Genomic DNA, 13,114 nt, shown 5'->3' on the forward strand with positions numbered 1-13,114 from the left:
CCAATTTTTACGGCCTAGTTTCTTTTATTATATGTGCTTTTTGACGGTGCTTTTCTTTAATCCTTTTTTAAAACTTGGTTTTATGGTAGACCCTTGGGGTCTATTTCCTTGCTCTTTTCGATGCGGGTGCGCGTCGAACACTTTTCCGTGAGAAAGTGTCTTCAGAGGAATTGAAATTTTAAAGGCATTCTCAACTTTATGTAGAAAATGTACTTCTTTTTCAGAAGCTAAAGAGATGGCAATACCACTCTGCCCTGCTCGCCCGGTCCTTCCTACCCGATGCAGATAAAGTTGGGGGTCTTCAGGAATATCAAGATTAAAGATATGTGTTATATTCTTAATATCAAGACCTCTTGCCGCTAAATCAGAAGCCACGAGCAAATGAACTTTACCCGTTCGAAAATCCTCCATGGCTTTGCGACGATCCCCCTTCTGGGAAGAGCCAGAAAGCGCCTGTGCGTCTAACCCGTGAAACTTGAGCTTCTCTACCGTCTTCTCAATTTCTTCACTCTTATTAATAAAGATTAGAGCACGTGGAGGCTCGAGATGACGAACTAATTTGCGCAGCACTTCAAATTTATCACGTTGCTCACAGGCAAAATACTGATGTGAAATGGTTGACGCGACAGCTGCTTGTTCAGTCACACGAAGAACAGCTGGCTCCTTGAGAAGGCTTGATGTACGTTCTAACGTTTCCGATGATAAGGTCGCAGAAAATAAAAGGAGCTGTCTATCTTTGAGTGTAGTCTTAATCACTGCGTTTACCGTTTGCCAATTTTTCTCATCAAGCAAGCGATCTGCTTCATCCAACACAATCGTTCTTAGATTCTGGGAAGAAATCTTTTTCTTCTGGATAAGTTCCAAAATTCGTCCAGCTGAACCAACGAGAATATGAGGTTTCTCTTTGAGCTTTTCAATTTGACGCGTAATATTAACATTTCCGATAAGCGCCGCCGAGCTGATTGTCCCCCCCAAGTTTTGGGATAAGCTTTGAATTTGACGATGAACTTGTAAAGCGAGTTCATGGGTAGGTGTAAGAATTAGCGCTTGATTTTCCTTCTTAAGCAGATCAATCTTTTGAAAAATCGGCAAGAGATAAGCTAAAGTTTTACCGGATCCTGTTTCCGATTGGCCGACGACGTCTTGGTTAGCTAAAATAAGTGGAATAGCTTTTTCTTGAATATGAGTTGGCTTTGCCACGCCCTCTTTTTGAAGTGCTTCGAGGAGTAGCGGATGAATTCCGATTTGTTCAAATGATGCTGTTGACTCCATACTCTATCATCCTCTTCTTTATTAAATTATAATCTTTAGTTCACTTATTGTATTGATTCATTATAGCCTGTTTTGGAGAGCCTGCCAAATGAAAAACAATAACGGCTATAGATCGCTTTCAATGCAATCTATAGCCGTTCGAACTAATACTAAAAACATGTTTTTTTATCTAAGCGACGACTTCAGAAGAGAGATTTGACGTGTTAACCTCCGGTATAGTAGCGCTCCGTTTATCTAAAACGGTTGTCATTAAGAAAGTGACAATGGCAATCGGTATTGCTAAAAAAATCGGTTGAGAAACAATACGAATTGCCGGAACAACCAGCCAGGCTGCCAAGAAGATAATTCCAGTTAACAGAGTCCAAAATGCACTCGATTTACGGCATAACTTAGGTGCAAACAAGGTAAACATCATAATGACTGAATAAGCACTTGTTAACGTTAAACCAATCGTAATTGTCTTTAATATACCCGCTACAGTTGTCGCCAAGACGTACGTAACAATGCTTATGACTAATACTGCAATTCGAGAATAAAGCAGGCCCTGCTTTTCCGTCATATGAGGCATAAAATTACGTTTAATGATGTCTTGGACAACAATTGAAGAACTACCGAGTAATAAGACCGATGCTGTCGAAACATCCGCTGCCCATAAGCCAGCAAGTGTTAGTCCAGCGATAACCGGATTAAGAGTTAAAACAACACTGGGTAAGGCATTAGTGGGAACTATTCCTGGAAATTGTGCTGCCGCAACAATTCCAAATAGCGCTGATACGAATCCAATCGGGAAAATCAATAGTCCTCCTAAAATAAAACCATTCCGAGCTGCCTTTGTGCTTTTTGCAGCAAAAGAAATTTGCACCGTAGCTTGAAGAGAAAAGCATTGCGAGATCATGACCCCAAACCATGCGCCGATGACTGCAAAACCAACACCAGAGATGGGATCAAACCATGTTCCGCCTGCAGGAAGAGCGAGTTTTAAGGCTTGAATCCCCCCTATATTTCTTACGCTCATGATCGCTCCTGCGATAACACCGACATAAATCATGATTACATTGATGATATTAGTTAAACCCGCAGCCCACATCCCGCCGATTAAGGTAATTCCAACGAATACCAGAGCAGTTACAGCCATTCCACTCACTTGTGTAAAAACTTGGGGTAGTAAAGCCGTAAGGACGGCTCCGCCTGCAATATATTGCAGTGAAGTTATAACCATACCGATGACAAGTTGCCCCAATGCCCCTACAAAGCGACCGGATTTACTATAATATTTTTCAAACAATTCAGGAATAGTTGATATGGTCAGCGCTCGATAGCGACTCGCTACGACAATGCCTGCGAGAATGCCCCCACATGCCCAGGCTCCATTATACCATCCAGCTGAAATACCGGCTTTGTAAGCATTTTCAGCTACACCAACAGTAGAGGCTCCACCGACTGCTAACCCGGTAAGCATCACCGCAACAATCGAAGCAGGCAACCCCCGTCCAGCCAACAAATAACCTTTCTCACCTCCACCTTTGGTCAATTTTGTGGAGTACCATGAAATAGCATATAAGATCACAATATAGAGACAAACGATTGCAAATGGAATAACATGCATGTACATACCCCCCTAAATAATAAATAATTACGTTCATTTTCATTTTTTCTTGTTTAAAGCTTTGGAAATTCAGCTCCTTTATTATTAAATTAGATATAAAAAATCCACGGTTTTCATCCTCTATGGGACGAAAGCCGTGGACTTCCGCGTTACCACCCAAGTTGGCCATTTGGCCCTCCTCAATAGAGTATCGAAAAATCAACTGACCGATCAAGCTGGCGTAAAATAAAAAAACTTCTCATCCCTACAGGGACGAGAAGTTATTCCCGTGTTACCACCCAATTTAGCCTCAACTATAAGGCCCACTCGATCGGGTACAGGATAAATCCAATACCCTCTTCCTTTTAACGGGGGAAGAACCGTCCAAGCCTACTCCAATTTTCAGCCGGCTGCTCCGGAGTGAACTTCAGCAACTTACACTATAGAAGAACTTCCAGTCAACGGTTCTTCCTCCCTGTAATGTGACTATAGCTTACTTTTCTCCATCATTGCGTTTGATAATGAAATTTGAAATTAGCTTTATTATATAATACATTTAAAAATATGGCAACTGTAATATTTAATCCATAACCTGACCACTCGTTAATCGATTTCTTAGCTCGCCAATCATGGCCGGGACATCAATTTGCATGCCACAGCGTTCAACACAACGACCACAACGTAAACAGGAATATATTTGCGGTGCTTCTTTATCAATTCCGCCAGCAACGAATACATCCCAGATGGTCCCAATACCTCCAAGATAGGTCTCTCCAAAATGTCCCGCTGTCACCTGAAATACAGGACATTCATACATGCAACCACCGCAACGTAAACAATGTGACGCTTGCTTAAAGTCCTCTTCTGCCGACATCGCGCTACGGCCATTATCAACAAAGACCACATAAAACTCCTTAGGACCATGTGCGCCATAAGTGGTTACTTTCTCGATATCCCCGGTTTTACTTGGTCCAGTAATGATGCTTACATAAGCTGGAATTGGATATTGGGCATAACGCCAGGTTACTTCAGCAACTTTCATAGCGTCCTGGAAGGTTGGCACGATCTTTTCAATCCCCACAAAAAGCAGATGAATGGCGGGCGCTGAGGTCGATAAACGGACATTGCCTTCATTTTCAATAATAACAAAAGCCCCTGTGTCTGCAGCGACTACGTTAGAGCCACTTATACCGACATCTGCAGTGAAGTATTTCTCACGCATGAACTCACGCACAATCCCGACTTCCTCAGCAATATCAGGCTTAACCTCTTTCTGGAAAAACTCAGAGAAGACTTCAGCAACCTTCTCCCGTGGGACATGGATCGCTGGTGAAAGAATATGCATTGGCCGGTCTTTTTTGAGCTGAAGAATAAATTCTCCTAAATCTGTTTCCCAGACCTCATTGCCTTCATTCTCTAAATATTCGCGAAGGTGTAGCTCTTCTCCAAGCATACTTTTACCCTTCACTACAGTTTTTCCTGTACCGATGATTTCGCTCGCAATCATAAGCGCTTCTTTTTTATCTTTCGCAAAGAACGCTTTACCATGGTTTCTTTCAACCGATTCCATTGCTTGCTTTAGAAGTTCTTGTTGATGAGCTACTGCATGAGCCTTAATCTCACGAACCTCTGCTGCTAATTCCGGAGTTTGGGGATAACGTGCCATCGTACTATCCGTCGTTTCACGATAGGCTTTGACAGCTCGGGAGATAGCCGTTCGAATATTTTGATCGGTACGTGCGTTTTCCAGCTCTTTGGCATAATCAGTAAAGCCTTTTTGTAAATTGATTTTGTCTTGCTTTGCTGATTTTTGAAAATCACTCATCTTGCGATCCCCCTATATAAAAATTCAATCAGATCAACCACTTGCTTTTTATCATTTTTATCAAGGGCTCCCTCAAGCGCTGATAAGCAATAGGGGCAAGAGGTAAGCATCAGTTCCGCCCCGGTATCTTGAAGTTCCTTGACCCGTCGCTCGGACATAGTATGGGATAGTTTCGGGGCAGTGAATTTACTCGGGCCACCACAACATGTCGTCCACTCTTTGTTCCGTTTAGCTTCACAGAACTCAACGCCCACGGCCGTTAAAATATCACGTAACTCTTCAGTGATGTGGAGATCTCGCGCTAATCGGCATGAATCATGAATCACCACGGTCGGACCGGATGAAGCCTTTTCTAGTTTGTGTCTTTGTTCCCAAACAAGCTCGACAAACGTTTTTATTTCAATATTTAAAGATATACCTAACTTGGGATAAACAAGTTTAAGCACTTCAGCTGCATGAGGAGAGAGACAAACAAGTGTTTTTGCCCCACTCTTTTGTAAAACATGCTGGACGCGTTGTGCATACACTTTTAAATCTTCCCAATAACCAAGTTCATACAATAGAGCACCACTGTAAAGCTCCTCATCCCCTGAATAGCAGAGATTATACCCTAGAGACTGAAGAATACGTGCGGCTTTTTTATTAACTGCTTGATAGCGTTCTTTATCCTGAGAGAGTACTGAACCGTAAACTTTTTCAGCGTTAATTCCTGCTTTTTCCAGAAGGTTACGTACGCCAATGCCCATTGTGAAAAGTGGACTCCCCTGATCAAAAACAGTTATTAACTTGACCAGCGAATCGATAAATGGAAGTAATTGATATTCACCCCCTGTATAAAAAAGCAAATCGCCAGTCTTGGGCAAATTCATATCCTTTGCCCAAGACGATACTTCCGTTCCATTTAATGCAAGTGGGTTACCGTGCTTCATAATATTTTCTCGAATAATTTCTAAAACCGCTGGGAATTTTCGTTCAACATGTTCCTCAATCGGTTGTGTTGCCATAGACTCCACCGCCTTTTCCAATGATTCAAAAGTGAAAAATACATACATTTATACTCTACCTAATAAAGACAAGTTCGTAAACGGTATTAAGAAATGTATAATGTATTATTTTAGAAATCCCTTAGGGTGATTCCGGTGCCAATTCCAGGCTGTCTCCAGAATCTGTTTGAGCCCGTCCCATTTTGGAACCCAGCCTAGCTCGTCTTGAGCTAAATTCGAGGAAGCAATCAAAACAGCTGGATCTCCTGGTCGTCGATTGCCTATTTGTGTGGGAATGGGATGCCCCGTAACACGGCGTGCGGCTTCGATAACCTCTAAAACAGAGAAGCCCTGCCCATTACCTAGGTTGTAAATCCCACTTTTTTGTGATGAACGAAGCTTATTGAGCGCTAAGTAATGCGCTTGTGCCAAATCCAAGACATGAATATAATCCCGGACACACGTTCCATCTGAGGTCGGATAATCATCCCCAAAAATCGTAATTGATTCACGCTGTCCCAAGGCTACTTGAAGAATAAGTGGAATAAGATGTGATTCAGGATGATGATCTTCGCCGATCCTCCCCTGTGGATCAGCACCTGCAGCATTAAAATAGCGCAAGGCAACAAAATGAATTCCATAGGCTTGCTCACACCAATAAAGCATCTTTTCGATGGCCAATTTTGTTTCGCCATAGGGATTTGTCGGTAGTGTCAAATCTGATTCTAGAATAGGAATGTGCTGAGGCTCACCATACGTTGCAGCCGTTGAAGAAAATACGATTTGTTGAGCTCCGTATTCCTTCATTTTTATGAGTAAATTAAGCGTTGAAGCCACATTATTTTGATAATACTTAAGAGGATCAGAAACACTTTCGCCGACTAGGGAATCTGCGGCAAAATGAATCACCGCTTCAATCACATGTTCTGTAAAAATTTGATCCAAAAGATCGGAATCTCGTAAATCGCCAACATAAAACGTCGTAGCTGAAACAGCCTCTGAATGTCCTTTTTGTAAGTTATCGAGAACAATAACCTCTTCCCCATGCGACAATAATTCGGCTACTGTATGACTACCAATGTACCCAGCTCCACCAGTTACTAAGATCGCCATAAGAAACCCTCCATAAATTAGCAATATGCTCAAACATTCACGACCAATCTTTTCTATACTACCATTTTTGATGTATTCAGTCCATTGGAATTTTTACACCTTTACCGTGACAAGAGTAGGATAAATTGTTAAAATAAGTGTTAAGACCCTTTTCGTTTTTAATGTATAAATTGACAAAGTCTAGGTGGCAACCTATACTGTAAATACAAGTTGTATGGTAGGTATATATGGTGAAATTTTATTTTAAGATGGCCGTAAAGCAACATCTGAAGGAGCTAATTGTATGATGGAAGATTACGAAACAGAACATTTTGAAGAAAAGATTTTAAACGATCTTAGTAGCATCACCTTGAAGAAAGGTGCTATTAATCCTTCGCTTTTTACAAAATATGAAGTTAAACGTGGACTTCGCGACACCGACGGTAGAGGCGTGCTCGTCGGATTAACAGAAATCGGTGATGTTCACTCTTATATTCTTGATGAAGGTGAAATGATTCCGGTCCCTGGCCGCTTAATTTATCGCGGCTACGACATCACTGATCTAGCCAAGGGCTTCATGGAAGATGGCCGATTTGGTTTTGAAGAAACCGTTTATTTATTGCTCTTTGGGAATCTCCCCAATAAGAAAGCTCTTGCAGACTTTAAGCAACTCATCTGCACTTATCAGAGACTGCCTGAGAACTTTGCCCGCGATATCATTTTAAATGCTCCGAGTAAAGATATTATGAATGGATTAGCTCGAAGTGTATTAGCCCTATATTCCTTTGATGCCAACCCAGATGATGTCTCTGTTAAAAATGTTCTAAAGCAATGTATCAAATTAATTGCCTCCTTCCCTTCCTTAGCCGCGTATAGTTTTCAAGCTTACTCCCATTACTATGGAAATCAAAGTCTCGTTCTTCACAGTCCTCAGGCTGACTTAGGGTTAGCTGAGAATATTCTTTATATGTTACGATCAAATCACAAATATACGGATCTAGAGGCAAAACTTCTGGATCTTGCGCTTGTCCTTCATGCTGAACATGGCGGTGGTAACAATTCCACCTTTGTGACCCATGTTGTAACCTCAACTGGTACGGATACATATGCTGCTATCGCAGCTGCTTTGGGCTCGCTCAAGGGGCCTAGACATGGAGGAGCGAATCATAAGGTTATTCAAATGGTTGAGAATATCAAGGAAAATGTGAAGGATTGGGAGGATGATACAGAAGTCACTACCTATCTTACCCGTCTCCTTACTAAAGATGCTTTTGATCATTCAGGTCTTATTTATGGAATTGGGCACGCCGTCTACTCAATCTCAGATCCCCGGGCAGTTGTTCTTAAAAAATACGCGGCCAAGCTTGCTCATGAAAAAGGTCTGGAAAACGAATTTAACCTCTACGCAAAAATTGAAGAACTCGCTCCCAAGATTATTACTCAGTACACAAACTCTAACAAAGCGGTAAGTGCTAATGTTGATTTTTACTCAGGATTTGTCTATCGGATGCTCAATCTCCCGCTAGAGATGTTTACCCCGATTTTTGCACTTGCCAGAATTTCAGGTTGGAGTGCTCATCGAATCGAAGAAATCGTTAATGCTGGGAAAATCATTCGACCTGCCTATAAAAATGTTGAACCTAGAAAAAAATACATTTCCCTCGATGAGAGAGGTTAAGGAATTCATTTCATTATTGTCTCAGAACTTGAAAAGAACGAGATCAAGGTTATAAATACCTTATTCTCGTTCTTTTTCGTTATTAAGGCGAACTTATTGGCTAGCCAACAGAATCGTCATATCCTGTACTGCCCGGTTAAAGATTTAGGTTGAGATAGACATCATCGAGTTCGTCTTGGGTAATTCCAATATAACGCAGGGTTTCTCGTGGCGAGGAATGATTTAATAAGGCTTGAATCCGGGTAACATCGACTCCGCTGATATATGCATGATAAGCAAAGGTTTTTCTGAGCGTGTGGGTACCAATTTTGTCTTTTACACCGATAACTTTAGCCGCATCATTCAAAATACGATACGCTTGCTGGCGAGTAATAGGAGTCCTACCTTTGCGTGAAGGGAATAAAGCCGAACCAGTAGAGAGGTTTGGCACGTATTCACGTAAAGCTTTGATCACTGTATCGCTAAAGGGAAATGTCTTTGTTTTTCCAGTTTTCTTTTCGCGAATGGTTATACGATCCCTAATTCTCCCCTTCTCATCAATAACATCGGCAACTTTGAGTTGCAATAAGTCGCTCACGCGAAGTCCTGAGTTTATCCCTAGGGTAAAAAGCACATAGTCTCTAATGTTGCTCCCTTTTAAAAGCTTTTTCATAGCATCAATTTTTTTACGTTCTCGGATAGGCTGTACAAATTCCAATGTCTCTCCCCTTTTCTATCTCTTCTCCGTCTTTTAATCACAAGTTATAAAATCAGTTTCTATAAAAAACTAACTTATACATTTTAATCGTCTATGTAACACAAATATTATATCATGATTTTATGTTACATTGGAACTTTGTTAGTTCATTTCAATATGCCATAAAATCGCTCAAAGCTCTTTATTCACAGCGGTTCCAGCGATTACTGCGAATGTTACACTATCTCCTTGTGTTACATTCGCTTTTTCTTATAAAAATGAATCATTCAAAAATTTCTGATTCAAATAATCGCTGTCCATGAACAATCTTTTTAGGTATACTTTTGTTATACAAGTATACTTCCGCATTATACTTAAAATCATTAGTTCTCTGTGGTATACTTAGGTATGTAGGTATATATTATAAAATTATAAACCAATTCTCTAGGCTCTTAAGGTTCCTAAATAATCAAGAAACTAAAGGTCTACGCTGAAATAAGTACACAAAATGTCAAAGGAGAGATAAGCATGAATGAAGAAATGGTGATGACCATAAAACCAGATTCTTACTCCGTAAAAACGACAACCGATATTACGGAAAGAATACAGGAACTGTTGAAAAAAACGGGGTTAAATCATAAAGATTTATTCACAGCAATGGTAACCCGCTATTATTCAGAACTAGAAGCAGGTAGTGAGCTAGATCAAAGCGATGATATGCAACAAATTCGTTATCACCTAAATAGGGTCGAAAATATCTTCTTAGGATCTCTCCAAAAAGTACAAGACCTCAAAAAGGGCTATTCAGATCGATTAGAGGATATAAAGGCAAAAAATAAAGGAGTTCAAGAAGAACTCCAACAATTGAAAAATATGCATTCTAAAGAAGTAGATGAGTTAAAAGGCGCCAAAGCGGATGCTGAACAGCAACAAAAAATAACACTTGATCGTAACTTGGAACTTGAAGAAGCGAGCCGAACAAGTCGTATGAGTATAGATTTATTGAGTCAGAAAGTTAGAGAATTAGAGTCTAAGCTTGAGGCTTCAGAACGTTTGCAGGAGGAAATGGTTGTATTAAAAGAACAACTATCATTAGTACAGCAAGAACGCGACAATCTTCAAGTCGAACTCAGTACCGAACAACAAGTCATTTCCAAACTTGAAGATCAACTGATTGAGGCTGAAGCGTTAGCTCAAAGACAATTACAAAAGTATCAAGAATCAGCTCAGAAGGAACTTGCTCAACTCCAAAAAGCGGCTGAAAAAGACATTCTACAACTCAAAGAGCTCCACGCTCTTGAGAAAGATAAACTCCTGATCGAAGCGGATCGAAAAGTATTAGAAGAGCTAAAATCTGTTCAAGCAATCTATGAACAAAAGACGGAGAAACTATTAAGTCGAAATGAAGCCTTAACAACAAAAAATCAGGAATTAACTGAGAAACTCTATACTTTGGAACTTGAACTCCGAAAAATACATGAAGTTTAGCAACATAAAGCAGGGTACTCCAAAATTATGGAGTACCCTGCTTTATGTAAAAACCAACATCTTCATAACACAGTTCAGGATTCCTTAGCGTTTTAGCATTCCCTTTTCGACCGAAGTCTCGATCAGATCCGTTGCATATTCCCAGATTTGCGGTGCCTGTATACGTGCCGGCTCGATTCTCTTAAAGACTTTTTGACTAGAAACACCAGGTTTCTTCCATGTATGTCCATCCGTATTGTAATTTAATAGGAGAGGTTGAAAGCGGTCCAAGCTTGCAGCAAAACCTGCCTCTGGTGTTTCCATGGCTTCAAACTCTCGCCAGAGTTCCATCATTTCTTCTGCTTGATCCGTAGGAAGAATATTAAAGAGACGATGGGCCGCTTTTTGCTCACGTTCCTCTTTATCCTGATAGCCCTCTTCATCGTAGGCAAAAGTATCTCCAGCATCAATTTCGACCAGATCGTGAATTAAGACCATCTTGACAACATGTAAAACATTGATCTCCTGCTCAGCAGCGTATTCAGAAAGAAGGATAGCCATCATAGCCAAGTGCCAAGAATGCTCCGCGTCATTTTCATTTCGTTTTGTACCAGTGACAAGATTTTGACGATAAATTTGTTTTAGTTTATCTATTTCAAGGATAAAATCAAGTTGTTTCTTAAAGCGCTCGTTAAACAATGGGACCATCCTTTCGCAAAGAACAAAAGCTATTTCACGGTGAACTCTTCAAAGCCATCTCAATGAGGCGAGTTAAACCTTGTTTGAAAGCGTGATCGTCTTCTTCTGTTCGCTTTTTCGGACCTTTGGTCCTTCCCCCGGCACGTCTATATTTCGCCTTTATTTCGCGTTCTTCCAGCAAGAAATCAATCGTTTCAGGACGATACTCTACTCCTTTTGGCCCCATTGCATATGCTCCTTTTCCTAGAACCATGGCCGCAAGTCCAAAATCCTGGGTAATGATGATATCCCATGCTTTCGCGACGTTAAGAATTTTCAAATCTGCTTCCTGCGAATTGTCTCCAACGGTGATGTGGTGCTCAGAAAGGATTCGATGATCAAAACTGGCAACTGTCCATACTTCGATTTGATGCAACTTTCCAAGTTTAAAACAGATCTGCAGTGCAGATTGGGGACAAGCGTCAGCATCAACTATGATTTTCATTGTTAATGGTTCCTTTCTCCAACTTGCTTGTCAGTCTATCCTATACATGGACAGACTCTTTTTTAGATAGAACTGATGATTGCTCTGTTAAAACATAGTTAGCTAAACCGGATAGAAGTAATAAACCCGATAAGACAATAAATAAGGTGAGTCCACCCCAATGAGCAAATAGTGTAGCGCCAAGAATGGGACCTAAGCTTTTAGCTATTCCCCAATTCAAACTAAAAATCGAGAAGTACCGGGCACGCATTTCCGGTGGTGCCATGAGTGAAAGTAACTTATTTTGATTGGGGAAGGTTAACCCCTCTCCTATCGTGAAAATGATTTCTGCGATAAACAATAACGGGATAACTTTGGCCCAAGGCCCAAAGCCATAGCCCAACGCAACAATCGCAAAAAGAAGATACCCTACTGATAAAACATAAGGCGTGTGAAGTTTTTCCGTTTTCTTCGCAAGCCAGACTGCAGATAAAACAACAATAATGCCATTCAACGACATTAAAGAGGTGAAAATCGTAAGATAATTTTCAAAGTTGTCTCTTAAATATATGGGGAAATTAGATTCTACTTGAGAATATAACAAGTTAATCGGCAGGGAATACAGTGTAAACAAAAGCAAGAAACGATGCTCTTTCAAGAGAAACGGGGTTGGCTTTGGCTCAGGATTAGAATCTTTTTGTCCTTTAACCTCATTATTTACGATGATTCGTTTTTGTAGAAGTGAATTAAGTGTCTCGGGAACAAAGGCAAAGACGAGTGCTGTATAAATAAGTAAACTTAGAGCCGAGGTGAAAAAAGCCAGGCTTTGATTAATTTTTACCAAGAGTAAACCGAGCATCGGACCAACTGCCGCCCCAACATTAAGGGCTGTATGCATCAAGGCAAAAACCTCGGATCGCTGATGTTCTGGTACAATATCGGCGATTTGAGCATTGGCTGCTGGATAGTATAACGAAGCGGCAATCCCATTGACGATAGAAACTAGGGCGAATTGCAACGGAGTCACCGCGAAAATATAGCCTGCCATGGACAGGGCTTGAAAAAATAAGCTATAAACCATCAACGGTTTACGACCATATTTATCGGCTAAACTTCCCCCGAGAAGATTAGTAATCACCCCCATCAAGGGGGCTAACCCTAAAATTATGCCAATGGTATAGATGCTTCCCGTTTTATCATAGAGATAGATGGCTAAAAATGGTCGGATCGCAAAACTCGTGACTGTCGTCAGAATCGTTCCAACCACTCGTATCCAAATTGCTGAATCATAACGCTTCCAAAGCGATGATAAACCCATTTTATCCCTCCTTTACACCAGATAATGTACATTGTATATCAGTAGGGAAAATTTGG

At 40.8% G+C, this 13,114-nt stretch carries 11 protein-coding genes and 1 other annotated feature; of the genes, 2 read left to right on the forward strand and 9 right to left on the reverse strand.

The features are described 5' to 3' along the window. Positions 1-27: 27 nt before the first annotated feature. From DESME_RS07935 to galE, 5 genes are all read right to left on the reverse strand, one after another. Positions 28-1,272 carry a DEAD/DEAH box helicase gene (locus tag DESME_RS07935; RefSeq protein ID WP_006717159.1) on the reverse strand — a complete coding sequence of 415 codons (1,245 nt, stop codon included), beginning with the start codon at positions 1,270-1,272 and terminating at the stop codon, positions 28-30. 169 nt (positions 1,273-1,441) lie between these two features. After that, the gene (locus DESME_RS07940; RefSeq protein ID WP_006717161.1) at positions 1,442-2,878 is read right to left on the reverse strand and encodes a sodium:solute symporter family protein; all 1,437 of its coding nucleotides are present in this window, start codon (positions 2,876-2,878) and stop codon (positions 1,442-1,444) included. A 245-nt stretch (positions 2,879-3,123) separates the two neighbouring features. Continuing rightward, positions 3,124-3,376: a binding site (T-box leader), on the reverse strand. Between the two features lie 61 nt (positions 3,377-3,437). After that, the gene (locus DESME_RS07945; RefSeq protein WP_006717163.1) at positions 3,438-4,682 is read right to left on the reverse strand and encodes an LUD domain-containing protein; all 1,245 of its coding nucleotides are present in this window, start codon (positions 4,680-4,682) and stop codon (positions 3,438-3,440) included. Next, complete coding sequence (locus DESME_RS07950; RefSeq protein ID WP_006717165.1) at positions 4,679-5,686, reverse strand: (Fe-S)-binding protein; 1,008 nt, start codon at positions 5,684-5,686, stop codon at positions 4,679-4,681. Before DESME_RS07950 ends, DESME_RS07945 begins: the two co-directional genes overlap by 4 nt. Before the next feature lie 105 nt (positions 5,687-5,791). Then, on the reverse strand, positions 5,792-6,778 hold the full coding sequence (gene galE / locus DESME_RS07955; protein ID WP_006717167.1) for a UDP-glucose 4-epimerase GalE: 987 nt from the start codon (positions 6,776-6,778) through the stop codon (positions 5,792-5,794). A gap of 286 nt (positions 6,779-7,064) precedes the next feature. Between galE and DESME_RS07960 the strand changes: the two genes are divergently transcribed. Further along, positions 7,065-8,435 carry a citrate/2-methylcitrate synthase gene (locus DESME_RS07960; RefSeq protein ID WP_025248724.1) on the forward strand — a complete coding sequence of 457 codons (1,371 nt, stop codon included), beginning with the start codon at positions 7,065-7,067 and terminating at the stop codon, positions 8,433-8,435. Positions 8,436-8,571: 136 nt separating this feature from the next. Here DESME_RS07960 and DESME_RS07965 read toward each other — a convergent pair whose 3' ends face one another. Continuing rightward, entirely contained in the window at positions 8,572-9,132 is a 561-nt protein-coding gene (locus DESME_RS07965) for a site-specific integrase (protein WP_006717170.1), read from the reverse strand. Between the two features lie 507 nt (positions 9,133-9,639). On the opposite strand from DESME_RS07965, the gene DESME_RS07970 reads away from it, so the two are divergent. After that, positions 9,640-10,599, forward strand: a complete 960-nt coding sequence (locus DESME_RS07970; protein WP_006717172.1) for a coiled-coil domain-containing protein — start codon at positions 9,640-9,642, stop codon at positions 10,597-10,599. Positions 10,600-10,683: 84 nt separating this feature from the next. On the opposite strand, the gene DESME_RS07975 is transcribed toward DESME_RS07970, so the two are convergent. The 3 genes from DESME_RS07975 to DESME_RS07985 are packed head-to-tail and all read right to left on the reverse strand — an operon-like array spanning position 10,684 to position 13,058. Continuing rightward, positions 10,684-11,277 carry an HD domain-containing protein gene (locus DESME_RS07975; protein WP_006717174.1) on the reverse strand — a complete coding sequence of 198 codons (594 nt, stop codon included), beginning with the start codon at positions 11,275-11,277 and terminating at the stop codon, positions 10,684-10,686. A 34-nt stretch (positions 11,278-11,311) separates the two neighbouring features. Continuing rightward, on the reverse strand, positions 11,312-11,761 hold the full coding sequence (locus DESME_RS07980) for a YaiI/YqxD family protein (RefSeq protein WP_006717176.1): 450 nt from the start codon (positions 11,759-11,761) through the stop codon (positions 11,312-11,314). A 40-nt stretch (positions 11,762-11,801) separates the two neighbouring features. Beyond that, complete coding sequence (locus DESME_RS07985) at positions 11,802-13,058, reverse strand: MDR family MFS transporter (RefSeq protein ID WP_006717178.1); 1,257 nt, start codon at positions 13,056-13,058, stop codon at positions 11,802-11,804. Positions 13,059-13,114: the final 56 nt, after the last annotated feature.

The sequence above is a fragment of the Desulfitobacterium metallireducens DSM 15288 genome, assembly GCF_000231405.2.
Classification (GTDB): Bacteria; Bacillota; Desulfitobacteriia; order Desulfitobacteriales; family Desulfitobacteriaceae; genus Desulfitobacterium_A; species Desulfitobacterium_A metallireducens.

Excerpts from the sequence above, each read along its gene's own strand:
- DESME_RS07980 (WP_006717176.1), bottom strand. The coding sequence starts at position 11,761 with ATGAAAATCATAGTTGATGCTGACGCTTGTCCCCAATCTGCACTGCAG.
- galE (WP_006717167.1), bottom strand. The coding sequence starts at position 6,778 with ATGGCGATCTTAGTAACTGGTGGAGCTGGGTACATTGGTAGTCATACA.
- DESME_RS07935 (WP_006717159.1), bottom strand. The coding sequence starts at position 1,272 with ATGGAGTCAACAGCATCATTTGAACAAATCGGAATTCATCCGCTACTC.
- DESME_RS07940 (WP_006717161.1), bottom strand. The coding sequence starts at position 2,878 with ATGCATGTTATTCCATTTGCAATCGTTTGTCTCTATATTGTGATCTTA.
- DESME_RS07960 (WP_025248724.1), top strand. The coding sequence starts at position 7,065 with ATGGAAGATTACGAAACAGAACATTTTGAAGAAAAGATTTTAAACGAT.
- DESME_RS07970 (WP_006717172.1), top strand. The coding sequence starts at position 9,640 with ATGAATGAAGAAATGGTGATGACCATAAAACCAGATTCTTACTCCGTA.
- DESME_RS07950 (WP_006717165.1), bottom strand. The coding sequence starts at position 5,686 with ATGGCAACACAACCGATTGAGGAACATGTTGAACGAAAATTCCCAGCG.
- DESME_RS07985 (WP_006717178.1), bottom strand. The coding sequence starts at position 13,058 with ATGGGTTTATCATCGCTTTGGAAGCGTTATGATTCAGCAATTTGGATA.
- DESME_RS07945 (WP_006717163.1), bottom strand. The coding sequence starts at position 4,682 with ATGAGTGATTTTCAAAAATCAGCAAAGCAAGACAAAATCAATTTACAA.